Here is a 24,439-nt window from a genome sequence, read left to right as displayed (position 1 = left end):
TCTCTCAGAGCCGCCTCTTGCCCCAGACGTACACCCGGTCGCCCTTCTTCAGGACCCCCCACAGCTTCCGTGCGTCGGGCACGGTCAGATTCACGCAGCCCATCGACCCGCCGACCGTGTGGATACTCCCGTACACGGCGTGAAAAGCCTGCCCGCCGCTGAAGAACTGCGCATACGGCATCGGCGTGTTGTAGAGCGTGGAGACGTGATTCTTGTGCCGCCAATAAACCTTGAACCACCCGGTCCGGGTCGGATGAGCTTTACCCCCACTCCTCATGGACACCGGGCCGAACACAACCTTGTTCCCTTTCTGCACCCAGGTGAGCTGCCGGGCGAGATCGACGCACGCGACGCGGTATTTCCTGACGGGGCATTTCTTCGCGGCGTTCGGATTCTTCTTGGCGGACAGAAACTGCATCCGCTTCCACGTCACCGGCCCCGCGAAACCGATCGCCGGCTTGATCTTCTGCTTCTTCTGGAACGCCCTGATGGCCTGACAGTCCTTCGCCGACTGCTTCCCGTCCACCTTCACCTTCAGCCACCGCTCGACCTGCCGCTGATAAGGCCCGGCCTTCTTCGTACACCCCACCCTCGCGACAGCCTCCCCCAGCGGCACGTACTCGACGAGCGCGTACGCGCCCCTCGGAGCGTCCTTCGGCTCGACGGCGTCCTCCTCCGCGCTCGGTCCGTACGTCCTCGGCGCCAGCACCTGATCCGGCGTATCGACCAGCGCGGTCTGCCGCACACCGGGCACCAGCTCCTCCTCCGGGGCGGGGGCCGCACTGGCCATCCCTCCGGACCACAACACGGCGCCCGCCAGCGTCAGGGCGAGGGGGGTACGTCTGCTCATCATGCGATCAGACGTAACGCTTTCGGGGGTGGGGGGCGTGTAGGGCACGCGGTGGGGTCACCCGGAACCACGTAGACGGTGTAACCCCGCCCCTACTCGAACCGCTCCCAGGTGTGCCCGCCCCGATGCCCCGTCGGCAGCCAGCAGGCGTCCTGCTTCTTCGGGCTGGTGGAGGGGCAGTGGACGAGGTGGTGGATCTCGGCGTGCTCCGGGGCGGGCCAGACGGCCCAGACGGCGCCGTCGTCGGCCTTGGTGAGGTCGCGGAGGGTGGCGAAGTGGTCGCCGTGGGGGTGCTGGTCGAGTTCGCAGGCGATCCAGTCGGGGGCGTTATTGTCGCCGGGAAAGCCGTTGGGGTATTCGAGGGCGGCTTCCCACATTTCTTCGGTGACGATGAGGGCGGCGTAACAAGCTGCCATGGCTAGGGTCCTTTGGCCAAGGAAGTTGAACACGTGAGCGAGGAGCCGGAGCCCGTGGACGGGCTCGCGTGGTTCGGCCGGGAGATCGAGGCGGCCCTCATCCACAAGGGGGCGACACAGAACGAGTTGGCGGCGGCGACGGGGTATGGGGCGCCGTACGTGTCGAAGGTGAAGAACGGCAAGGCGATGGCGTCCGTGCTGTTCGCGAAGGCGTGCGACAAGTTCTTCAACACGTCGGGGTACTTCGAGCGGTTGTTGGCGCGGATCAGTGAGCGCGGGCACCCCGGGTGGTTCGTGCCGTACGTACAGATGGAGAAGAACGCCGACATCATCGAGGAGTACAGCCCCAGTTTCATCATGGGGATGCTCCAGACACCGGAGTACGCCGAGGCGATCTACCGAACAGCGTGGCCTCGCGAGACCGACGATCAGATCAGGGCGCGCGTGGAGCTGCGGATGCTCCGCCGCGAGGCCCTGGAGCGAGCCAACCCGCCGTTGCTGTGGGTCATCCTCAACGAGGCCGTGCTGCGCACGGTGGTGGGGAGCCGAAGCATCATGGTCAACCAGTTGCAGCATCTCCTGGCAATGGCGGAGAAGCCCCACGTCACGCTCCAGGTGCTCCCCTTCTCAGCAGGAACTCCCGCAGCCGGTCAGCCCTTTATCCTGCTTACCCAGGAAGACGGGTCGGCGGTCCTGTACTCGGAAGCCGCCGGTAGGGGGCTCATCAACGACTCCGTCTCCGACGTGCAGAAGTGGTCGGAGACCTACAACCGGCTTCGCGCGATGGCAGAACCCGAGTCACGCTCTCTGGCCCTGATTCGCTCGATCATGAAGGAGCACGCCCAATGAGCAACACCCTCGACCTTCGCGGCCTCACCTGGATCAAGTCCACCTACAGCGACGGCGAGGGCGGCAACTGCGTCGAGTGGGCCCCCGCCTACGCCGCCACCCACCCCCTCGTCCCCCTCCGCGACAGCAAGAACCCCACCGGCCCCACCCTCATGCTCACCCCGACCGCCTTCGCGGGCCTAGTCGCCCTTGCCCGCGCCTGAAGCGCCCCCGCTCGTCCCCGAGTTGCCTGGTCTCCAGGAAAATCGGGGACGAGCCCGGCACCCCCTCTACCCCTCCGCGATCACCACCGCCGAAGCCACCCCCGCGTCATGGCTCAGCGACACATGCCACCGCCTCACCCCCAGCACCTCGGCGCGGGCGGCCACACTCCCCCGTACCCGCAGCCGGGGCTGCCCGCTCTCCTCGACGTAGATCTCCGCGTCGGTCCAGAGGAGCCCCCCGGGGGCGCCTAGGGCCTTGGCCAGTGCCTCCTTCGCCGCGAAGCGGGCCGCGAGGGAGGCGGGGCCGCGGCGTTCGCCGTTGGGGAGGAGGAGTTCGCTGTCGAGGAAGAGGCGGGCGGCGAGGGCGGGGGTTCGTTCGAGGGATGCCGCGAACCGTTCGATCTCGGCCACGTCGATACCGACGCCGATGATGCTCATGCCGAGCACTTTAGGGGGTGCCTCACGTCAGCCCCCGCTCCGTAAACCCTCACCCCATCCCCCTGTTAACCTGCGGCGTCCTGAAACAAGCGTGCGAATCCAGCCAGGGTGGGGACTGACAGTGAGCGGCGTGGGGCCGAGTTTTGACGTGTACGAGAACGTGCCCGAGCTGATCCCGGTGCGGGACGCCGCGCGGGCGGGGGACTGGGCGGCCCTGCGGGGTCTCCTGGGGCGGCTCGGGTCCGTGGACGACCTGATCATCGGGATGAACGCGGTCGCGGAGACCGACGGCTCCGAGCAGTTGCTGGAGCGGGCCGCGCGGGACTTCCCCGCCGACCCCCTCCCGAGGACGATCCTCGCGAAGCGGTACGCGATCATCGGCTGGGGCATCCGCAGCGCCGCCTTCGCGAAGGACGTCTCACGGGAGCAGTTCGAGCAGTTCCACGCCTGGCTGCGCAGGGGGGAACAGCTGTTGATCCAGGTCTGCGCCGAACAGCCCGCCTACGCCCCCGCGTGGTACGTACGGATCACCCTGGCCCGCGGCCTGGAGCTCGGCCACACCGAGGCCCGCCGCCGCTACGACCGCCTCCGCGCCCACCACCCGCACGTGTACGGCGCCCAGGCGGCCCTCCTCCAGCAGCTCTGCCCGAAGTGGGGCGGCAGCTGGGAGGCGGCGCACGGCTTCGCCGCCGAGGCGACCCGCGAGGCACCGGACGGCGCGATGACCGGCGTCCTCGTCGCCGACGCGCACATCGAGCACTGGCTGTCGCTGGACGGCCAGGGCGCCCCCTACCTGCGCAGCCCCGGTGTCCTCCACGACCTGCGCAACGCCGCCGCCATCTCCGTACGGCACCCGGCGTACCGCCCCGACCTGTCCGCCGTCCCCGCGCACAGCACCTTCGCCCTCGCCTTCTCCCTCGGCGGCCACCACGCCGACGCGGCCCCGCACTTCGCCGAACTCGGCGACCGGGCCAGCGAGTTCCCGTGGTCGTACCTGTCCGATCCGAAGGCCGCGTTCCACAAGTACCGCAAGTCCGCGCGAGAGGCGACCGCCCGATGAACACCGCCGTCACCCAGGGCGTCCCCACCCTCTACGCGCCCGGACCGGGCAGCGAGATCACCGCCGGGCTCATGTTCCGCGTGGGACGCGCGGACGAGACGCTCGCCACCGCCGGCCTCACCCACCTCGTCGAGCACCTCGCCCTGCACCGGCTCGGCCTCTCCGACCTGCACTACAACGGCGCGACCGCCACCACATACACCCTCTTCCACGTCACCGGCACCGAGCAGGAGGTCGTCACCTACCTCAACAGCGTGTGCGCGTCGCTGCGCGAACTCCCGCTGGAGCGGCTGGAGACGGAGAAGGAGATCCTGCGGACGGAGGCGGCGGGCCGGGGCGGCTCCTCGCAGCTGCCGCTGTGGCGGTACGGGGCGCAGGGGTACGGGCTGACGAGCTACACCGAGCTGGGGACCTGGAGTCTCACGCCGGACGCCGTCCGCTACTGGGCCCAGACCCGGTTCACCCGCGACAACGCGGTGCTCTGGATCACCGGCGACCACGTCCCCGCCGGTCTCGACCTCACCCTCCCGCCGGGTACGCGCATCCCGGCGCCGCCCGCGACCAGCGCGCTGCCGGTGACGCCCGCGTACATCCGCGGCGACGACGGGAACGTCGTCCTCTCCGCCGTCGTCCGCCGCTCCGCCGCCGCGATGGTCTTCGCCGACCTCTTCGGGCGGGCCCTCTTCCACGATCTGCGCCAGGAGGGCGGCTACTCCTACCAGGCGGACGCGGACTACTCGCCGCGCGACGCGTCGTACGCCACGATCACCGCGTACGCCGACGCCCTCCCGAAGAAGCAGGACGCGGTGGTCGGCGGGTTCGTCGACACCCTCGCCCGGCTGCGCGCGGGCACGATCACCGCGCAGGAGCTGGACTCGTCCAGGGGGCGGTTGGTGAAACAGTACGACGACCCCGGCGCCGGCCTCCTGCCCGGCAACGCCCTCAGCCTGCTGCTCGGGCACCCCGTCCGCTCGGTGGAGGAGCGCCGGGCGGAACTCGCCGCGGTCACCCTCGCGGACGTCCACGAGGTCGCCCAGGAGACGTGGGCCAACGCACTGATCCAAGTCCCGGGCAGGGGCGTCGACTGGGCGGGCTTCACGCCGGCGCCGCAGTACTCGACGACGACGCCGACGGGGGGCACGCAGCACCGCCACCTCTCCGAACCGGACGTCACGCTGACGATCGCCCCGGACGGCGTCTCCCTGTCCACCCCCGGCGGCCCGGTCACCGTCCACTACGCGGCATGCGCGGCGATGACCACCCGCCCCGACGGCTCCCGCTCCCTCACGGGCCACGACGGCTTCTCGGTCACGATCGAACCCACCCTCTACCGCGCCGTCACCCCCGACCGCATCGCCGCCGTCGACGCCGCCGTCCCCTCCCACCTCGTCGTCCACCTCCCGCCCCGCGACCCTTCCCACATCCCCACCCCCCAGCCCCGGCACACCCCCGTGCCGAGAACCCGCTCCCGCACCCAGACCGTCGCCCTCTGGCTCGTCGGCTTCCTCGCCGCCGTCTGGGGTCTGCTGTCCGCCGTCATCTCCGCCGACAGCACGACCACGGCGGACGTCATCGTGACGGTGTGGGTGATGTGGGTGCCGTTGGCGGTGGGGACGGTGGCGTTGTATCGGGGGAATGCGCAGGGGTGACGCCCCCGGGTGTGTCAGCGGATCGTCTTGAAGTCGGTCCGCACCGACACCTCGACCCCGGCGAGGGTGAACTCGACCCGCTCACCGAAGCGGTAGGGCACGGCCGAGGTGTACTCGTCGCCCTTCGGGGCCTGGTAGAGGACACACTCGCCGACCAGTACGTCCACGATGAGATACGTCGGAATCCCGCGAGCGGCGTACTGGTTCAGCTTCCGTCCGTAGTCCTGCCCGACGGTCGAGCGGGACACGCTCTCGGCGACGAAGTGCACGTGCTTCTGCTCGACGAAGGCGTCTCCCGGCCCGAGCACACCCGCGTCGACCACCAGCACGTCGGGTTCGGGGGTGTAGCCGTCCAGCTCCGGGAGCACGCCCTTGTCCCGGGTCACGTGAAGCCCGGACCCTCCTCCGAGCTGCTCCGCCAGCTGCGACCGGATCGCATCGTTCGCCGCGCTGTGCGCCTCCGTCACCGTCACCGTCACCGTCACCGGCGACACATACAGACGCCCCTGGTCGAACAGCAACTTGGCAGCCTTGGGGAGCTTCAGCAAGCGGCGCACCTGGCGCAGCCACTGCGCGTACTCCGGGTACATCGCGCTCATCGCGTTCTCCGTTCCCACACGGTGAACTCTGCCGGGAACGCGCGGGCTGACGTCGTCGCTCGGCACCCCCTCACCCGATCTCCACCACCTTCGCCCACCCCGGCGGCCGTTCCGGAACGTACGTCGGGTCCGTCTCGCGCCAGTGGCTTCGGTTCGTGCGGGGGAAGAGGCCGATGATCGTGCGGCAGGGGGGCTGGGGTGGCCAGGGGGTCTGGCCGTCGGTGAGGGCGACGAGGACGTCGGGGCGGGTGCGCAGGGCGGTGGTGAAGCCGGCGCGGAGGTCGGTGCCGCCGCCTCCGATGAGGGGGATGTCCTCGGCGCGGCAGACGGGCTCGGCGATGCGCGCGGCGGCGTCGCAGGAGACGACGGTGACGAGGTCACGGCGTCCACCGACCGCGCGGGTGATCGCGGCGACCTCCAGGAGCGCACTGCCGAGTTCCGCGTCGCTGACCGACCCGGACGTGTCGATGACGACGGCGACCCGGGGCGGGCGCCGGCGGAGGCTGGGCAGGACGAGGCCGGGGAGGGCGGCGGAACGGCGCGCGGGACGGCCGTAGCTGTAGTCCTGGCCCGCGCCCGCGCCGGAGACGGCCGAACGCAGGGCCGCGCCGAGGAGTCGCAGCCACGGCTGCGGCGGGTGGAACGCCTTCTCGGCCCACCGCTTCCACCCGTCCGGCGCGCTCCCCGGCGCCCCCTTGATCGCCTCGGCGACCCGGAACCGTACGGCGTCCCGCTGCTGCTCCGTGAGGCCGGCGGCGCCACCGGGACCGAGGTCCCAGCCGCGCGCCCGCCCGTCGGCGCCGCTGCCGCAGTCCAGCCAGACGAAGTCGCCCAGGTGGGGGCCCAGTTGGAAGTCACGCAGGTACTCCTCCATGAGGCGCCCCTCCGGCAGCCTCAGCAGCTCCGGCAGGACCGCCCCGGCCGGCCGCTCCAGCCCGTCCCCGTAGATGTCGTCGTTGATCTCCATGTCCGCCGCGATGTTCATCCGCAACCGGTCCCCGACGCCGTCGAGCCCCCGCTCCCGCGCGACCCGGTCGCCGCGCCCGTGATGGTCCCTGAGCAGGTGGGACACCTCGTGCACCCACACCCCGGCCAGCTCCTCCACCGGCGTCCGCGCCACGAACCCCGGCGACACGTAACACCGCCAGTACGCGTCCACGGCCATCGTCGGCACGCTCGCCGACTCGACGACGTCCAGGGCGAAGAGCGCGGAGGCGAGGTAGGGGCGGGCGCGGGCGGCCTGGAGGCGGGCGGTGTAGAGCTTGTCGGTGTCGAGGGGGTGGGAGGGGGCGGGCGTGCGAGGCGAGACGGGTGCCTGGATGCCCTTCGCATCGGCCGTCACATCCACATCCACATCCACTCCGCTCCCCTCAGCCCCGACCCCCCTCAACGCCCCACCCCCGCAGTCTCCTTCTCCCGCACCACGGCCGCCGCCCGATCCGCCCCCCGTGACAGCGCCACCACCCCCGCGAGCCGCTCGATCTCGGCCGGCACCTCCCACTCCTCCTGCCGCAGCGAGGCCAGCGTGCTCGCCGGGACGACGACCAGGTCCGGCGCCCCCGTCTCCAGCGCGCGGACGAGGACGGACCAGGCGGAGTCCCAGCGGGCCCGGCTCGGACGCGCCCGGACCGCCTCGACGACGGCGTCCAGGACGGCCTGCCGGAGGTCGCCGCGGACGGGCAGCTCGGCCCCGGCGGGGTCCGCGAGGACCGACTCGGGGTCGGGCAGGTCCATCCGGTCGACGCAGGCGAGGAGTTCGAGGCCGGGCCCGTCCCCGACGGTCCCCCGGACCAGGAACGACAGCACCTCCCGCGACGAGCCCGCCGCCGACGCGAACGCGATCAGCCGCAGCGCCATGTCCCAGCTCCGCGGCGACGGCCAGGCCCCGCCCCGCCGCGTCTCGGCGCTCGGCATCTGATGCACCAGCTTCGGCCGCACCTCCAGCAGCCCGCACACCGCCCGCCGCGCGTACTCCACGGCCCCGGCGAGCCGCTCGGGATCGAGCCGGGGCAGCGTGGCCCGCGGCCACACCCCGCCGAGCCCGCGTACGACGACCTCGTGGTCGTGCGCCCACTGGAGATGGACGAAGCGGTTGGCGAGCGGCGCGCTCAGCTCCCAGCCGTCCGCCGCCGAGGCACGGGGGTTGGCGGCGGCCACGATCCGCACGCCGGGCGGCAGCCGCAGCGCCCCCACCCGCCGCTCCAGCACGAGCCTCAGCAGCGCGGCCTGCACGGCGGGCGGCGCCGTCGACAGCTCGTCCAGGAACAGCAGCCCCTTCCCGGCCCGCACCAGCCGCACCGCCCAGTCCGGCGGAGCCATCGGCACGCCCTGTACGGCGGGGTCGTCCCCGACGACGGGCAGCCCCGCGAAGTCGGACGGCTCGTGCACGCTCGCGATGACGGTCGTCAACGGCAGGTCCAGCGACTCCGCGAGCTGCGTGAGCGCCGCCGTCTTCCCGATCCCCGGCTCGCCCCACAGCAGGACGGGCAGATCGGCGGCGACAGCGAGCGTGAGCGCCTCCAGTTGCATATCGGCGCGGGGTTCGGTGGTGGTGTCGGAGAGGAGGGCCAACAGGTCGTCGGCCAGGGAGAGTTGAGTGTTTTCAGGCATGGGTGATCACCATTCGTGAAAGAGGGGAAAGAGGGGATGGGAAAAGGGGACTACGACGGAAGGGCCCGTTACCGCTTCGGCACCGGCCGCCGCGAGTACCGCCGGGCCCGCGTCCGCCGCCCGGTCCAGCGCTCCCCCGTCCGCTCCGGCGCCCCCTCGCTCAGCCCGGCCCGGTACACCCCGTACGCGACCTTCCGCTCGGCCGCCTCCGCCAGCGCGTCCTTGAGCGGTCCGTCCCGCAACACCGCCTCGGAGCCGAGGAGTTCCTCGACGACGGCGAGCGCGCCGGCCACGTCCCCGTGCTCCAGCCGCTCCCGCACACCGGTCAGGCAGTCCGGCCGGCGATGCGCCTCGTCGATGACTCGCAGGCAGGGCAAGGGAGTTCCGGTGAGCGCCGCCAACAGCTCTTCCCTGCGCAGCTGTTCGGGCGCGTGGTCGAGCGGCGAGAGCACGCCGTCGACCAGCGCGATCCGATGCCGCTCGCCCCGGCAGTCGACGAAGCGGTGCGCCCGATCGGCCGCCGGTTCGACGGCACGGGAGTACCCCGGCACCAGCGCCTCGGCGACGAGCGGATGCAACTCCCCTGCCTCGACGGCCCCTTCACGCAGGAGCACGAGGTCGGGAAGGGCCCAGGTGGAGGCGTCGGGGAGGAGGGGGAGCGGGACGGCACGCGGCGAGGAGGCCAAGCCGACGGAAGGGACGGGGACTTGCACGAAACCGAACGCCGGTCCGTACGAGGCTGGTTCGCGCAACGCCGGTTCGAGCAAAGCCGGTTCGTACAACGCCGGTTCGTACGGCGAGGGTTCGTACGGTGACGGTTCGTCCCCGAAAGGCGAGCCGGACGACGCCGGCGAGCGCACCGCCCCTTCCGCCGCCGACTCCCGCGTGTCCAGCACGACCCGGCCCCCGGCGCCGGTCCGCACCTCCACCGGCCCCGGCGGCAACCGCTCCGCCGCCAGCAGGAGCGCCGCCTCGACGGGCCAGCGCCGGGTCGCGTGCTGGTCGTCGGCAGCCGCCCGCCCCGCCAACTCCCCCGCCCTGCGGGCATCCCACAGATGCCGGTGCAGATCGAGCCGGAAACGCCGACTGGGGTGGGGATGCGGATGCCGACGAGCGCCCGCGTCCTCGGCGAGCCCGCCGTCCCAGAGCGCGAGGCTCATCCGCTGACCGGCGTCCGCCCAGGCGGGAGGGGTACGCACGACGAGCCACAGGGGCCGCGCATCGGTGTCGTACCGGACCAACGGAACGGTCAACGCGGGCCGCAACAGCCCGTCCGGCATCACCCTGGGCATGTGCCAGCGCAACAGATCCGGCGCGAGGTGCCGCAGGTCCACTCGGAGCCGGCTCACCAGCCCCGCGCCGTACGCCTGCTTGGCGGCCCCCAGATCGAGGTCCACCTCCACCCGCGCCGCAGCACAGGCCCCGGCCCAGTCCCCGACGTCCCGGCGAGCCGTAGCAGAAGTGATCATCAAAGGCGGCACGGCATAACGCCGCACACGCGACCAGAAGAGGGTGCCATCCGCGAGGTGAGCTGCCATCAGCACTCACCTTGAGCGGACGGGGCCCCCAATCTCATACGAGAAGGAGTAGTCATCAAGGGGATGGTAGCGGGGGGTTGGGGTGGGAGCGCAAGGGATTATCGAGCGGAAAGGAACCACATCAAGGCACGCCGCAGATCTGTGTCCGGGTGGAATCTCCCGGAGATCTCTCACTCCGCGTCGTCCGCGACCCAGTCCCTGATCAGCGCCTGAGCCACGTCCGTGAGCTGTCGATGGGCCAGTGGCTTGAGATGGGAGAGGAAGTTGCGGGCATCGCAGAGGATGTCCAGACGGCTTCGCTGCTCGCTGGTGAGGGCCAGGAGGCGGGAGGCGCGCTGGAGGTCGGCCACCTCCAGCTCGACCAGTGGGGCGGCGGGAAGTTGCTTGTTCACCTGGTACTGGGAGCGAGCCTGCTCGCGGAAGTAGTCGAGGTCGATCCCTTTGCGCAGGAGCGCGGGTACCAGTTCGATGAAGGCGACCCGGGCCTCGTTCACCAAGGGCAGCAGGACGCGGTTCTGGGCGTGACAGACGAGGGTACGCAGCTCCGTGGAGTCAGGGTCGAGAAGGTGGTGCCCGAGGACAGGACGGACATGGCCGTCCCAGCTGTCGACGGTGCCCGTCGACCAAGCGTCGCGTAGCTCTGCTGAGGGTGCAGAGGCGTGGGCAGTGGATATGCGACGGGTCCAGGTCCGGTCCAGGGCTGTCGCCTCGCCGGGGAGAATGTCGGCCAGCGCGCGGCGCAGGGAGTCCAGATCGCCGCCCTTCCAGATTTCCCGGAGGGCAAGTGCGCTGTCGATGTCAGGGCCGCAGACCTCGGCGACGACAGCGTCGGTCACTCGGTGGAGCAGTGCCTCAGCGGCCCCCGCGTTCGGGCGAGGCCGCCACGCGAGCAGGACCTCGCTGTCGAGGCGGGTCCACACCCGCCACCACCAATGCAGGGTGACGTAGTCGTGGCTCGGGCCGACACCGAAGGCGTTGCTGGGCAGGTCGCTCATGCGGGCGGCGACGAGGAAGCGGGGGCGGTGTCCCACCTCGAAGCCCGCGTCTCGGAAAGTGGCATGGGCGGTACGGACCAGTCGGCCCGTCTCCTCGGGTGCGTCCTCGTCCCAGCCACGCACCACGATCAGCGGTGGTGCGCCTGGTAGGGCATCGCCCTCCGGACCCTCATCGCCGGGAAAGTCGTGCCGGAGCCGGTCCGCCCGCCTGATCAGCTCGTTCAACGGGTCGCCGGTGACACCGAGTTCCTTGGCCAAGCGTTCGCCGAGCGACATCGAGGTGAGCGTCGCGCCACCCAGGGCTTGGCCGCGATGATCCGAGGGAGGGAGGGGTCCGGCCGGGGCGGCGACCAGCGAACCCAGCATCGCTCCATAAGGGTCTGCGGCGTCGAAGCCGTCGTCATCGTGCCAAAGCGCGAAATGACTGTTCGTCTCTGCGACTGCCGTGTCCGGTGCAGGCACGGCGGCGGACTGGGGCGGAATAGCGTCGGCGCCTCCATGGTCATCGACACTGTCAGCGAGCGAGGGGGTCGTGCCCGGCACCGGTATGCGTTCCTCGAACCGGTCGTACAGTTCCCTCAGGAACAGTTCCGCCCGGCCGGAGTCGACCATCGGGTCCGGGAGGTACCAGACGCAGCTGCGGCCGGCTCTCAAGTCCCTCTCCAACCGGTCCAGGTGACAGCGCGGGCCGGGAAGACGTACCAGGTCTCGCTCGGAAACGAGCGGGACGAGGACAGCGGCCCGGCTCTCCCGCGCCTGCGCCGCCTGTGGGCCGTACGCCCCGCCCAGCTCGTTTCCGCCCCGCAGACCGGCAGTCACAGGTCGCCGCCGATCGCCTTGATCGACCGGAAGGTGACCTGGTCGAGGGTCTCGCCCTTGTCCATGACGTCGAGGACGCCGAGAAGGTCGAGGCGAACCAGGAACCGCTCCACCGCGGGCAGCGTGTCCTCGGCGTCGCTCTCGGCGTACAGACGTGCCTCGTGGAAGGCGGCCTGAAGATCGCCCGCGGCGGCGACGGCGAGCCCGGCGCGGTGCTCCTCCTCGGTGTAGAACTGCGCCCAGGCGGCGAGCCTGCCGACGTCGTCGGAGTTCAGCCCCGCCAGTTCCAGGTGGGCCTTGGCACGCTCCGGTACGGCCATCTCGGCACGCAGTTCGTCGAACACCTCCTGCTGACGCATGCCGGAACGGACCTTGTGCATAGCCAGTTCCACCAGCGTCGGCCAGCCGCCGGTCACCTCGATCAGGCTGCGCCTCTCACGCGGGGAACCGAAGGGCGACTCGGACCAAGCACGCACACTGTCCACCGTCCATCGTTCAGGGCGCACCAGCCCAGCGACTGACACCACCCCTGCGGCGGCGTCCGGGTCACACAGGACGACGGCGTGACGGCGGGGCACGGACGACGAGTTGTCGGAGCGGGGCTGGGTGATTCGGGTGTGGTCCAGGAGCCGGTCCGTGGCCTCCTGCAGCCGGGCCGTGTCCTGGCCTCTTAGGTCGACGAAGAGCAACCGTGAGCCGCTCTTGCGGCGAGAGTTGGCCGTGATGAACTCGGTCAGGTCGTCGTCCGGTCCGATACTCACGACGGCCAGGCCGTGGCCGTCGATGTGGAGCTGGATGCCGCGCTGCACCAGGTCGGCGCTGAGTGCCGAGGTGGAGGGCACCAGCGTGGTGCGGTTCGGATGGGTAAGGATGTCGCTCAGCTGCCCGTCGGTCAACGGACTCATGCGCTGCACCTGGTTCCGCCGGTCGGTCCCCAGAGAACGACGGGCGACGCTCGGGTTGTAGTCATAGGGCAGGTCGAACTGGGTGTCGCGCAGCTCGTTCTCCAACTCGGCCTGAGTGCCGAGCATGTTGACCACGTTGGGGCTGCGCATGGCATAGACGCGTTCGTCCCCGGGAAGCCTGATCAGCAGGCCCAGGTTGACCATCTCTTCCAGGTAAATGGTCAGCTGCCGCTCGGAGTTGAGCGGGAATCCGTCCGGCCAGCGCTCGTGGGCACGCTCAAGCAGCTCGGCGGGCCGGTACCCGTGCCCGTGCCCCTGTTCCAAGCTGCGCAGAGCGATCAGAAGGGCAAGGACGCGGTAGCGGTCCTCCAGGTTGATCGTGTAGCGAAGGCGCTCCGCGATCAGCCCTCGGACCTCCTCCATGCCCGCCACCTGCTGGACGTCCTCCCAGGTGATCGGAGCGTGTCGGCCGTCGGCGGGCATGGAGCGCTGCTGCATGTAGGCGACCAGACGGTCGCAGAAGATCTGCAACAGGTTGGCCTGGTAGTTGGTCAGGCCGAGAATGTGCCAGACGAGGTCACGGGCCTCGAAGGTGAGGCCCACCGCCGCCATGGGCTCCTCCACCAACTCCACCGCGTCCTGCGGCTTCAGCGGGCCGACCGGCACATCACGGCCACCGTGTGCGGTGACCACGTTGATCAGCCGGTTGAAGCGCTGGACCTGATGGAGACCGGCGAACACGACCTTGAAGTCGCGCCCGGTGTCCTCCATCAGCCGCTGAAGTCGCTTCACCGTGGGGAACGTGGACTGACCGCCGCCGGTGTAGACGGCTTGGGCGTCCGCCGTGAGAAAGGCGTCGGCCTCGTCGGCGAGCAGCAGCAGACGGCGCTCGGGCCGCTCCTCGATCCATTGCTGGACCTCGTTCGCGATCACATTGCCCGGTGCGCGATCGGCGACGCTCTCGCTGATCACGCCTCGCCTCTTCAGCTCGGTCAGCAGCATCCGCCAGATGCCCTCCGGCGGCTCCGCGTGCCCGATATCGCCCCTCATCAGATCGATGTACACCGCGACCCGATTGTCCCCGTCGTCTTTCTGGAACACCTCGACGGCCTGCCTGAGCAGGGACGACTTGCCGAGCTGGCGTCCCCCGAAGAGGAAGATCGGCCCTTGCGGATCGAGGACGGCGCGCATCTCGTCGGTGCGGCCCTTGAACACCTCGGGCGGCACCAGGCCCGCGACATGCGGGGTGTACGGGGTGTAGCCCGTCCACGGCAGGGTCACCTGCTGGACGGCGCGGAAGGAACGCGGCGCGTGCGCGGCCACCCAGCCGACCACGGCCGGGTCGACGACCAGCGCCTGGTGGCTCCGGCCCCGCGACTCCCGGGCGAGGGCGCAACGGCCTTCGACGCCCAGCGGCTGCGTGTACAGAATGATGTTGGCTTCGATGGCCGATGCCGGCAGGTGGCGTAGTGGGCCCTCACCCCGCAACTCGTCGGTGATGACGACGACTTTGTAGGTGCGGCGGGCGTACGAACCGAGGGCGGCGACGTAACCGGGCGTGCTCTCCGTGATGTCGGCCCGCACGCTCAGCCGGGTGACGCCCCACTTGGCCTCTTCCACATTCGGCGGGGAAGCGCTCAGACCCAGCAGCCGCAACACGCTGACCACCGCCTTGCCGACCTTCCCGGCTTCCCTGGACTGCCCCAGCAGATCCCAGGCGTCGAGGCCGGAGACGGCGTTACGCACCAGTGCCTCACCCGAGGCGTAGTGGTCCGCCCACCAGCGGGCGCTGCCGCCGGACGAGTCGGGCCGGGGTGCCTCGGGGTGGCCGACGCCCGTCAGGAAACGGGAGAGGACCTCTCCGGCCGGCTCGGCCGCTTCCGGCAGGGGCCGGCCCTGCCGGGCGAACGTCAGGAGTTCCTCCGCCGCGACCGTCTCACCGCGGTCTAGGAGGTCCCGAATCCGGCTCGCGTCCTGCTCCGTCAGCCGCACCTGCCCGAGTTGGTGGCGCAGGTCGTCGCCGCGCTCCCGTTCCAAGCGGTGCAGGTCCTCGGCGACCTGTTCGACGGCGCGCAGACGCTCCCCGAAACTTCCGCCATGGACCTCGCCCTCCAGGTCCAGCAGACGGCCGGTGAACTGGCGCTCCACCTCGTGAGTCAGCAGATTCTGAGCGCGGACCCGGGCCAGTGCCAGTTGGGCGCTGCGGTGCTCCTTGGTGCACCGGTCCTGCCACTGGCCGGCCGCATCGGAGAGCGCCTGCCGCTGCTCGGTGAACTGGACTGCCGTGAGTTCGACGCCGGGCACCTCACCCGCGGAGATCCGGTTCAGCAGCCGCTCGGCGAGGTGCAGGTCACCGTGGGCGCGGTGCCAGGCGAAGGCGCCCGCCGGGTCGTGCGGGCGCAGTATGTCCGCGAGCACGGCGAACGCCTCCGGGGCGGCGACGTTGGGCAGGTACCTGCCGTGCTCCGAGTGCCAGGGCAGGCCCGGCAGCGTCAGCAGCGCGTCCGCGGGCGGCGGGAACCGGACGTCCTCGTCCCTGGGCCCGGGTGTGTAGGAGCGGTCGAGCCAGCGCACCAGCAGGTCGAACAGCGCGCCGCCCACTCCCGGGGGCCGCCCCGCCGCCCTGGCGGCCTCAAGGGCCGCCGGCAATTCGGGGCCGATGGCGCCGCTGCCCGAAGCCGTCGGTGCCTCGGCGGCGCGCAGGGCCGCGATCAGGAGATCCTGGACACTCTTGATGTGCGCGCGGAGCTGGAGGCGGGCACCGGAGTGGATGTCGTTCTTGGCCTGCTTGGTGGTGCGCTTGACCCTGTCGGTGTCGTCGATCAGTCGATCCGCGGCATCGATGCGCCGGAAGTGCTCATCCATCAGCCTGGACAGTTTCTCCGCCCCGGACTTGCCGCCCTTGTCGGCCCACTCCTCGATGGCATGCAGGGTCGCGCCGAGTACCCCGTCGGGCCCGGCCAGCGTCTGTAGGACGACCGTAGCCCGCTGGTAACGGATCTTCCGCTGTGGCAGGTCTACCGCGAGCTGGCGGGCCTGCTCGGCGATCTTCTCGAACCGGTTGGCCTCGGCGGCTGCGGCGCCGACGCGCAGACCTCCCGGAGTGATCTCCGCGCCCTTGCGGACGGCGAGCACCAAGCCTTCGAGAGCTTTTGCCCAAGGGTCCGGAAGGCCAGGGACGGACGTGTGGTCGCCGGTGAGGGCGCTGCTCGCCCAGTGGGCCGAGATACCGCTGCGGACAGCTGCCGTCACCACCATGAAGTGGGCGTCGCGGTCCTCCTCCAAGGGACGGCCTCGCGTGACGGCGTCCAGGTACTCCTCGGCCTTCACCTGGAGGTCGGAGGCCGATGCGGGCGAATCGTGGAACGCGGCGTCCGCGAAGGCGAGGGCTCGCGTGCGGTATTCCGACACTCGCGCGGCACGGCTCACCCAGTACGCCTCAGCCAGTCGGCCGTCGGTCACCAGGGCTTCCAAGGTGGCCTCGACTCCGGCCCAACCGTCGGCCGACGCGGGGTTCGCCTCGCCGGCGTCTGGCTGGGTGCGGGGCGGCGCGGAGGGGAGGAAGGTGGCGGGGACGGTGACCTCACGGCGGTTGTCACCGACTCGAGTCCCGTCGTCCTGGTGTTCGCCTCGGTCCGAGGAGGTGGGCTCCCGCCGGACTCGGGCAGCGCCGACGTCCTGAGGTGCCGCCTCGGGTCGGTCGACGGCCTCGGGGCCGGGGAGGACGACCGTCGTCGCTGCCTCAACCGGCTTCGGGGTGTTCACGCTGCCGGGTGAGTCCTCGGTCCCCGCGTTCTGAGACGCAGGCGTGTCGTCTTGTCCGCGTACCTCGTCGTTCGCGCCGTGAGGAGCGGTTTCGCCCTCTGGGACGGGGATCTCGTCATCGGTGGCCGGGCCGGGGTCCGTCGCGCCACTCTCTCCGTGATCCGGGGGGACACGGTCCGTACCGGCGCTCGCCGCAAAGTCGCTCTCCGCCTCGGACACTGTAGTGCCGGTCTCCGGTTCACCTCGGAGTTCACGGAGCTTCTGCTCGAACTGCTCGACCTGGTAGACGAGGTTCTGCCGCATCAGATCGCTGACAGCCTGTTCGAGCAGGCCAACCGCCTCGTCGCGTGCCTGCACGACCTCGGCGATCTCCTCGGCGATCCGTTCCCGTTCGTATTCTTCCTCACGAAGCCGCTCGGTCACCGCCGCGGCCTCGCCCCAGCCGGCGTCCGGACCCCAGGGGTCGGAGGGCTCCGAGTCGTCGGCCACTCCTGGCACCGCCTCCGCGAAAGCCTCGGCAAGGCACTGCCGTTCCCGCACCCAGGACGTCACGGCGCTCAGCACGGACTCGTATCCGGCAGGCTGCCGTCCGTCTCTGATCGCAGAGCCGACCATCTCCAGCCGGTCCACGAGTTCGGCGGCTTCCTCGCGAAGCCTGGTGGTTCGCAGCGACAGGACGTCAGGGGTCGGCGCCTGAGCCTCCGCCGTGGAGTCGGCGTCCACGCCGACCGCCGCGCCCTCCGTCTTCTCGCTGCCCCACATTGCCGGGGCGCACGAGGGGCGCTCCCAGATGTCGGCCGCCGCCGGTTCCCCCTCCAGGGCCACCGCCCTCCGGAGTTCCTCACCATGGCTCTCCGTGAACCGGTGAGTGGGCAAGTGCGTCGCACACGTCAACCCGTACAGGACCAGTTGCGCGAGTTCGGGCGGCAGCATCTCCAGCATCCGGACGAGTTGATCCAGATCCGGGTCCTCGAGGAATTCCTCCTGGCCCAGCTCCACGAGTTGTGAACAGCCGACACTCAGGCCGCAGTGGCTCAGGAGGCGCAGAATTTCCTCCGGCACCCGGCTGATCCAGAGCCGTGCGCCCGCCTGCCGCCGACGGGCGGCGGGGGCGGGCGCACCGGGGTAGTTCAGAAAAACCGGGCTGTGAACCTTCTCCACATGGCGCATCATCCGCAACACCAACTGCGGCCTCACCACCAGCCACTGTCGGAACTCAGAAACGGAATGCATCGCCCAGCCCCCTTGCGTCCCCGGTACTCAGTTCGTGGCCGGCAGGCCGACAGCCTCACGGACCCACCCCCCGTGGGTCACTCCGGTCCGGCTGCGTACCGATAAGCGTGATGTGCAGCAGTCTTATCAGAGAACGCGGGCAAATGAGCACTCGTCAGCTCAGAATGCGCACTCTCGGAGTTGCCACGCCTTTTGCATGCCAGACTCTCTCAGTTGGTCCTCCCGCTGGCCGTTCGCCCAACGGTGTTGGTGTGTCCACCACAGGTGACGGGACATGTGGACGCGACCAGCCCCTTCCCGGCACCACCCCCCTCCCCCGTTGCAGACTTAACCCATGCGTACCGCCCACCGCGTAACCACCGTCCGCCAAGCCGAAGCCACCCTCATGGCCACCCTCCCCGAAGGCGCCCTGATGCAACGTGCGGCGGCCGGACTGGCCGCGGCCTGTGCGGAGTTGCTGGGGAAGGTGTACGGCAGAAGGGTCGTCCTCCTCATCGGCAGCGGAGACAACGGCGGCGACGCCCTGTACGCGGGCGCGAGGCTGGCGAGACGAGGTGCCGGCGTCACGGCGGTGCTCCTCTCCCCGACCCGCGTCCACAGGGAGGCCCTGACCGCCCTCACCCGGGCCGGCGGCCGGACCACGGACCCCACCAGGGCCGAACAGGCCCTCCAGCACGCCGACTTGGTGCTCGACGGCATCGTAGGAATCGGCGGCAGAGGCGGCCTCAGAGAGGACGCGGCCCGAGTCGTCCGCCTCGCGGAACAACACGGCGCCCCCATCGTCGCCGTGGACCTCCCCAGCGGGGTAGACGCGGACACCGGCGAGGTCCACGGCCCGGCCGTGCACGCCGACCTGACGGTCACGTTCGGCACCCACAAACCGGCCCTCCTGATCGACCCGGCGAGGGAACACGCCGGTGTCGTCCGCCTCGTGGACATCGGCCTGACCCTCCCGGAACCCCCCGAGGCCCAGGCCCTCCAGCACGCGGACGTGGCGGCACTGCTCCCCGCCCCCGGCGCGTCAAGCGACAAGTACCGCAGGGGAGTTGTCGGCATCGCCGCCGGCTCGGCCCGCTACCCCGGCGCAGCCGTCCTCGCCGTGGCCGGCGCGCTGCGGGGCGGCGCGGGGGCCGTCCGGTACGTCGGCCCCGCCGGCGACGCGGTCCTCGCCCGCTTCCCGGAGACCCTCGTCTCGGACGGCGGCCCGCGGGCGGCGGGCCGGGTCCAGTCCTGGGTGGTGGGCCCGGGCGCGGGCGACGACGCGGGCCCGGTGGCGGAGGTCCTGGCCCTGGACGACGTCCCCGTCCTGATCGACGCGGACGGCCTGCGCCTGGCCGACCCGGAGGCCGTCCGCCGCCGCACGGCTCCCACCCTCCTCACCCCGCACGCGGGCGAGGCGGCGGCCCTCCTGGGCGTCTCCCGCGCCCAGGTGGAGTCCGAACGCCTGCAAGCGGTACGGGAGTTGGCGTCCCGCTACGCGGCAACGGTCCTCCTGAAGGGCTCCACCACCCTCATCGCCAACTCGACAGACCCCGTACGCGTCAACCCCACCGGCACCCCCTGGCTCGCCACCGCCGGCAGCGGCGACGTCCTCTCCGGCCTCACCGGCTCCCTCCTCGCCTCCGGCCTCACCCCCCTCGACGCAGCCGGCCTGGGCGCCTACCTCCACGGCCTGGCAGGCCGCTTCGCAGCGGAGGGCGCCCCTGCGACGGCGTACGGGGTGGCGGAGGCACTGCCGAGGGCGTGGCGGAGCGTGGGCGAACACCCCGCGTAGACCGTTCCGCCCCGCCCGACCCGATCAGTCGCCGACGGACGGCCCGTGCCACCGGCGGCGCTCCGCCGCGGTGATCAGGATGCCGAGCAGCACGGCCAGATCGGCCGCGCCGTCGGCGTCGTCGGCCCAGCGGGTCGCTTGCAGGGGGTGCACCTGGTCGAGCGGGACACCTTCGCGGGCGAGGACGAAGGCCAGTGCCAGCATGGCCGCGCGGGCATTGCCGTCCTCGAACGGATGGAAGAACAGGATGTCGAGGTAGACCCGGGCGGCTCGGGAGGGGAGGGGCAGGTCAGGCTGGGCGCTCTCGGAGAGACAGCGTTCGAAACACGCCGGAGTGCCGGGTGTCAGGCCGTAGCGTTCCCGCCCGGCCTTCGCGAAGGCCGGCACGGTGCGGAAAGGGACGGAAGCCCGGTCCAGGACTCTCCGCTGCCAGCCTGCCAGGAGGGCGAAGTCCAGCCGCCCGCCCTGTGCCGCGTCGGCGAGCGCCAGGTCCAGGGCGGCCAGGACCCGCTCAGTCCCTTCGGCGTCGCGGCTGCCGCGTGTGGTGGTGAAGAAGTCCCGGAAGCCGTCGTACGCCGGTGCTCCCGCCTCGGGGTGAGTGCCGTTCCACTGCGGCCAGGAGATCTGTGTGCGGACACGCAGCCAGTCGGCGAGGGCGTCCGGACGGCGGCCGGGGCCGGACGTCACCGGTTCCCGTCCATGGTCCGGGCGAACCGCGAACTCGCCTTGTCGATCAGTACGACGTCCGGTGCGATCCAGCTGCCGAACAGACCGCCGACCGCGTTCTCCACGATCTCCCGGCCGCGTTCCTCGTCGATGCCGTTGTAGGCGAGGAACCATCGGAGAACCTGCTCGCAGTGTCCGTACCAGCCGCTCTCGGCCCGCGTCCTGTCGGCCACAACGGTCACGAGCCGTGTGCACGCGCGCTCCCAGTGCCAGGGGTCCACAGCGGACAGAGACCCCGCCGAGTACGACGGCGGCGTCAGGACGGAGAAGCGCTCCGCCAGATCCTCGATCCAGTCGCGCCATTCGAGCAGGGCCGCGACGGCCAAGGGGGCGGTCGCGTCCGGCGTCGTCACGGAGTCTCTGGCACAGCACCACACGTCGACGACCCCGCCGTCGATGTCGCCCTCACCCGCCGACCAGTTCCAGCCGCAGGCCCACCGGCCGTACCGGTTCACCAGGAGTTCGGTGACGGGGTCCATCGAGCGCCACCAGAGCTCCTCGATGGCCTCGGGGCCGGGCAGCAAGGGTGCGACAAGACCGGCCAGAGTCTTCGCCGCGTCCTCGTCCAGCTCGAACGGGTGCCGCGAAGGATCGACTTCCGCCCAGGTCAAGGTGCGTGCCCACAGTTCGCTCACCAGTCCACTCTGCCGTGCCCACCGGTACGGGCTCCACCAAATATGGAGCGCGGACGTCGCTACTCCACCGTCACCGACTTCGCCAGGTTCCGAGGCTGGTCCACCTCGTTGCCTCGGGCCGTCGCCAGCTCGCAGGCGAACACCTGCAACGGGACTGTCGCGACCAGCGGCTGCAAGAGGGTCGGGGTGGCGGGGATGCGGATGAGGTGGTCGGCGTAGGGGACGACGGTGTCGTCGCCCTCCTCCGCGATGACGATCGTCCGGGCCCCCCGCGCCCGGATCTCCTGGATGTTGGAGACGATCTTGTCGTGGAGGACGGACCGGCCCCGGGGCGAGGGGACGACCACGACGACGGGCAGGTCCTCCTCGATGAGGGCGATGGGCCCGTGCTTCAGCTCGCCGGCGGCGAAGCCCTCGGCGTGCATGTAGGCGAGCTCCTTGAGCTTGAGCGCCCCCTCCAGCGCGACCGGATAGCCGACGTGCCGTCCGAGGAAGAGGACGGTGTTCTTGTCGGCCAGCGACCGGGCCAGCGCCCGCACCGGCTCCATCGTCTCCAGTACCCGCTCGACCTCCCCGGAGATCTGCGCGAGATCCCGGACGACGGCCCGGACCTCGTCCCCCCACTTCGTCCCGCGCACCTGCCCGAGGTAGAGGGCGACGAGGTAGCAGGCGACGAGCTGGGTGAGGAACGCCTTGGTGGAGGCGACGGCGACCTCGGGCCCGGCGTGGGTGTACAGCACGGCGTCCGACTCGCGGGGGATCGTCGAGCCGTTGGTGTTGCAGATGGCCAGCACCTTGGAGCCCTGCTCCCGCGCGTGCCGCAGCGCCATCAGCGTGTCCATGGTCTCCCCGGACTGGGAGATCGCGATGACCAGCGACCGCCCGTCGAGGATCGGGTCCCGGTAGCGGAACTCGCTCGCCAGCTCCACCTCGCACGGCATCCGCGTCCAGTGCTCGATCGCGTACTTCGCGATGAGCCCGGCGTGGAAGGCGGTCCCGCAGGCGACGATGACGACCTTGTCGACCTCCCTCAACTCGGCGGCGGAGATGCGGACTTCGTCGAGCACCAACGACCCCGCCGCGTCGATGCGGCCGAGCAGCGTGTCGGCGACCGCCTTCGGCTGCTCGGCGATCTCCTTGAGCATGAAGTAGTCGTACCCGCCCTTCTCGGCCGCCGAGGCGTCCCAGTCGACGTGGTACGCGCGGACGTCCGCCGGGGCGCCGTCGAAGCCGGTGACGGTGACCCCGTCCCGGCGCAGCTCGACGACCTGGTCCTGGCCCAGCTCGATCGCGGAGCGGGTGTGGGCGATGAACGCGGCGACGTCCGACGCGAGGAACGCCTCCCCCTCGCCGACCCCGACGACCAGCGGGGAGTTGCGCCGGGCGCCGACGACGACGTCCGGCTCGTCCGCGTGCGCGGCGACCAGCGTGAACGCGCCCTCCAGGCGGCGGCAGACCGCCCGCATCGACTCCGCGAGGTCCGCGCAGACCGAGAACTCCTCGGCGAGCAGGTGCGCGACGACCTCGGTGTCCGTCTCGGAGCCCAACGTGTGCCCGCGCTCGGCGAGTTCGGCGCGCAGCAGGGCGAAGTTCTCGATGATCCCGTTGTGGACGACGGCGACGCGGCCGGCGTTGTCGAGGTGCGGGTGGGCGTTCGCGTCGGTGGGGCCGCCGTGCGTGGCCCAGCGCGTGTGCCCGATCCCCGTGCCGCCGGCCGGCAACGGCCGCTGCACCAGTTCCTTCTCCAGGTTGACGAGCTTCCCGGCCCGCTTGGCGGCGGCGAGCCCGCCGTCCGCGAGCACCGCGACCCCGGCCGAGTCGTAGCCCCGGTACTCCAGCCGCTTCAGCCCGGCCATCACGACGTCCAGCGCCGACTGAGACCCCACGTATCCCACGATTCCGCACATGCGCGGCAGCCTAAGCCCGTCCGGGCGCCGAAACAGGCTCCAGCGTGCCCGAATTCGGAAATCAGATCGGCACTACGCCTCCCGGCGGAGGGCGTCTACCGAAGGGGGTGACCCGACCACACCCCGACCGCACCTCGGCCGCAACCGGGCCGGCCTCGCCCGAACCACGACCGCCCCCGGGCCGCCCCAGCCGAACCCCGGCGGCACCACGACCGCACCCCGACCGACAACGAGCCGGCCGGGGTGCGCGCCATGAGGCGGAAGCGGGTGCCGTCACACGGAGTGGCGTCGGCGGTGTCGTACGACGAGCGCGCCCCCGGCCACGACCAGTGCCCCCGCGCCCGCCGACAGCCCCGCCACCGGCAACCCCGCGCCCGTCTCGGCGAGTTCACCGCCGCCGCCGGCCGGTGAGGGGGCCGAGGAGGGGGTGGGGTTCGGGGTGGGTGTGCCCGTCGGCGTGGGGCTCGGGCTCGGGCTGGACGTCGTCGCCTTCTGGATCTTGAAGACCAGCTCGGACCTGTCGTTCGCCGGGTTCGAGTCCAGCGGGCTGGCCGAGTAGAGGCCGGCCGGCACCCGGTGCTCCTTGCCCGCCGCCTTCTTCGGGAACTTCCAGGTGAAGGCGAACTTCAGCGTCTCGCCAGGAGCCAGCTCCCGGAAGACGTCACAGATCACGACCCCCGGGTCGGCCCAGCACGGCGGATATCCGGGCGTCTTGACGGGCCAGTAATCGAAGTCCATCCAGAAGCTGACCGCGTCCAGCGGCGCGGCCCCGGGGCCGTGGTTGGTGACGGTCGCCTCGGCCACCACCTCCTCGCCGACCTTCACCGGCCCCTTCGGCACCGTCGTCCACTCGATCCCGAGGTCGGCGGGCGTCCGGACGGTGACCTTCACCGACTTGACGTTGTTCTCCGGCTTGCTGTCGACGGCGTCCCCGATGTCCACGGTGTTGGTGAACGTCAGCTCCGTGCCCACCGGCACATCCGCGCCGACCTTGAGCTCGACGTACGCGGACACCGCCCCGGCCCCGCCGTTCGGCTGGCAGTCGAGGCTCCGGCCGCCGGCGACCGGCTTGCAGAGCCCGTTGGTCGCGTCGTCGATGTTCTTGACGAACGTGACACCGGGCGGCAGCGCCAGCGTGGCGCCGGCCTTCGGCAGACTCCCCGACTCGACACCGGCGATCGCCCAGATCCGCAACGGCCGTCCGGGCGCGATGATGTCCGAGTCGGGATACAACCGCGCCTCGACATCGAGCGGCTCGGGATCGGCCTCGGTCCCCTTCCCCTTCCCGGGCACGGGCACGGGCACGGGCACGGGCTTCGCCCCCGGCTCGGCGCCGGGCGCGGGCACGGACCCACCACCCGGCACGGGATCGGCCCCACCACCCGGCGCAGGCGCGGACCCACCGCCCGGCGCGGGATCAGACCCACCGCCCGGCGCAGGATCGGCCCCCGGCTCCGGCGCGGGATCA

Annotated in this window: 18 protein-coding genes; 5 read left to right on the top strand and 13 right to left on the bottom strand. The window is 71.1% G+C overall.

The window, feature by feature from the left end; all coding sequences use genetic code 11:
- Positions 1–4: 4 nt before the first annotated feature.
- Together ABZX85_RS19100 and ABZX85_RS19095 are read right to left on the bottom strand one after the other, a co-directional pair.
- A complete protein-coding gene (locus ABZX85_RS19100) occupies positions 5–790 on the bottom strand; it encodes a L,D-transpeptidase family protein (RefSeq protein WP_355869968.1) in 786 nt (261 codons plus the stop codon).
- 152 nt (positions 791–942) lie between these two features.
- Positions 943–1,266, bottom strand: coding sequence for a hypothetical protein (locus ABZX85_RS19095; protein ID WP_355869462.1), 324 nt, complete (start codon positions 1,264–1,266; stop codon positions 943–945).
- 33 nt (positions 1,267–1,299) lie between these two features.
- On the opposite strand from ABZX85_RS19095, the gene ABZX85_RS19090 reads away from it, so the two are divergent.
- A complete protein-coding gene (locus tag ABZX85_RS19090) occupies positions 1,300–2,115 on the top strand; it encodes a helix-turn-helix transcriptional regulator (RefSeq protein ID WP_355869459.1) in 816 nt (271 codons plus the stop codon).
- Positions 2,112–2,318 (top strand): DUF397 domain-containing protein, encoded by a 207-nt coding sequence (locus ABZX85_RS19085; RefSeq protein ID WP_355869456.1) that lies wholly within the window; start codon positions 2,112–2,114, stop codon positions 2,316–2,318. Before ABZX85_RS19090 ends, ABZX85_RS19085 begins: the two co-directional genes overlap by 4 nt.
- A 66-nt stretch (positions 2,319–2,384) precedes the next feature.
- Here the strand turns inward: ABZX85_RS19085 and ABZX85_RS19080 are convergent, their stop codons facing one another.
- Entirely contained in the window at positions 2,385–2,756 is a 372-nt protein-coding gene (locus ABZX85_RS19080) for a holo-ACP synthase (RefSeq protein ID WP_355869453.1), read from the bottom strand.
- A 130-nt stretch (positions 2,757–2,886) separates the two neighbouring features.
- Here ABZX85_RS19080 and ABZX85_RS19075 point away from each other — a divergent pair, with 130 nt between their 5' ends.
- Positions 2,887–3,816 carry a hypothetical protein gene (locus ABZX85_RS19075; protein WP_355869451.1) on the top strand — a complete coding sequence of 310 codons (930 nt, stop codon included), beginning with the start codon at positions 2,887–2,889 and terminating at the stop codon, positions 3,814–3,816.
- Positions 3,813–5,465, top strand: a complete 1,653-nt coding sequence (locus tag ABZX85_RS19070; protein WP_355869449.1) for an insulinase family protein — start codon at positions 3,813–3,815, stop codon at positions 5,463–5,465. The genes ABZX85_RS19075 and ABZX85_RS19070 overlap by 4 nt, the downstream gene beginning before the upstream one ends.
- Positions 5,466–5,479: 14 nt before the next feature.
- Here ABZX85_RS19070 and ABZX85_RS19065 read toward each other — a convergent pair whose 3' ends face one another.
- The 6 genes from ABZX85_RS19065 to ABZX85_RS19040 form a co-directional block, all read right to left on the bottom strand.
- The gene (locus tag ABZX85_RS19065) at positions 5,480–6,064 is read right to left on the bottom strand and encodes a Uma2 family endonuclease (protein WP_355869445.1); all 585 of its coding nucleotides are present in this window, start codon (positions 6,062–6,064) and stop codon (positions 5,480–5,482) included.
- Between the two features lie 70 nt (positions 6,065–6,134).
- On the bottom strand, positions 6,135–7,385 hold the full coding sequence (locus ABZX85_RS19060) for a VWA-like domain-containing protein (RefSeq protein ID WP_355869965.1): 1,251 nt from the start codon (positions 7,383–7,385) through the stop codon (positions 6,135–6,137).
- A 65-nt stretch (positions 7,386–7,450) separates the two neighbouring features.
- Positions 7,451–8,674, bottom strand: a complete 1,224-nt coding sequence (locus tag ABZX85_RS19055) for a MoxR family ATPase (protein WP_355869442.1) — start codon at positions 8,672–8,674, stop codon at positions 7,451–7,453.
- Between the two features lie 68 nt (positions 8,675–8,742).
- Positions 8,743–10,212 (bottom strand): hypothetical protein, encoded by a 1,470-nt coding sequence (locus ABZX85_RS19050; protein WP_355869439.1) that lies wholly within the window; start codon positions 10,210–10,212, stop codon positions 8,743–8,745.
- A 170-nt stretch (positions 10,213–10,382) separates the two neighbouring features.
- Positions 10,383–11,819, bottom strand: coding sequence for a hypothetical protein (locus tag ABZX85_RS19045; protein WP_355869436.1), 1,437 nt, complete (start codon positions 11,817–11,819; stop codon positions 10,383–10,385).
- A gap of 203 nt (positions 11,820–12,022) precedes the next feature.
- Entirely contained in the window at positions 12,023–17,929 is a 5,907-nt protein-coding gene (locus ABZX85_RS19040) for a hypothetical protein (RefSeq protein ID WP_355869433.1), read from the bottom strand.
- 334 nt (positions 17,930–18,263) lie between these two features.
- On the opposite strand from ABZX85_RS19040, the gene ABZX85_RS19035 reads away from it, so the two are divergent.
- Entirely contained in the window at positions 18,264–19,703 is a 1,440-nt protein-coding gene (locus ABZX85_RS19035) for an NAD(P)H-hydrate dehydratase (protein ID WP_355869430.1), read from the top strand.
- Positions 19,704–19,727: 24 nt separating this feature from the next.
- On the opposite strand, the gene ABZX85_RS19030 is transcribed toward ABZX85_RS19035, so the two are convergent.
- The 4 genes from ABZX85_RS19030 to ABZX85_RS19015 all read right to left on the bottom strand — a co-directional run bounded on the left by ABZX85_RS19030 (position 19,728) and on the right by ABZX85_RS19015 (position 24,318).
- On the bottom strand, positions 19,728–20,390 hold the full coding sequence (locus ABZX85_RS19030) for a Fic family protein (protein ID WP_355869427.1): 663 nt from the start codon (positions 20,388–20,390) through the stop codon (positions 19,728–19,730).
- Positions 20,387–21,064, bottom strand: a complete 678-nt coding sequence (locus tag ABZX85_RS19025) for a hypothetical protein (protein WP_355869424.1) — start codon at positions 21,062–21,064, stop codon at positions 20,387–20,389. The genes ABZX85_RS19030 and ABZX85_RS19025 overlap by 4 nt, the downstream gene beginning before the upstream one ends.
- Before the next feature lie 59 nt (positions 21,065–21,123).
- Positions 21,124–22,971: a glutamine--fructose-6-phosphate transaminase (isomerizing) gene (glmS, locus tag ABZX85_RS19020; protein WP_355869421.1), complete on the bottom strand. Its 1,848-nt coding sequence runs from the start codon at positions 22,969–22,971 to the stop codon at positions 21,124–21,126.
- 273 nt (positions 22,972–23,244) lie between these two features.
- Entirely contained in the window at positions 23,245–24,318 is a 1,074-nt protein-coding gene (locus ABZX85_RS19015; RefSeq protein ID WP_355869418.1) for a hypothetical protein, read from the bottom strand.
- Positions 24,319–24,439 lie beyond the last annotated feature (121 nt).

The organism is Streptomyces sp. NPDC004539, assembly GCF_040610055.1.
Classification (GTDB): Bacteria; Actinomycetota; Actinomycetes; order Streptomycetales; family Streptomycetaceae; genus Streptomyces.
This window is presented reverse-complemented; position numbering and strand designations above follow the sequence as displayed.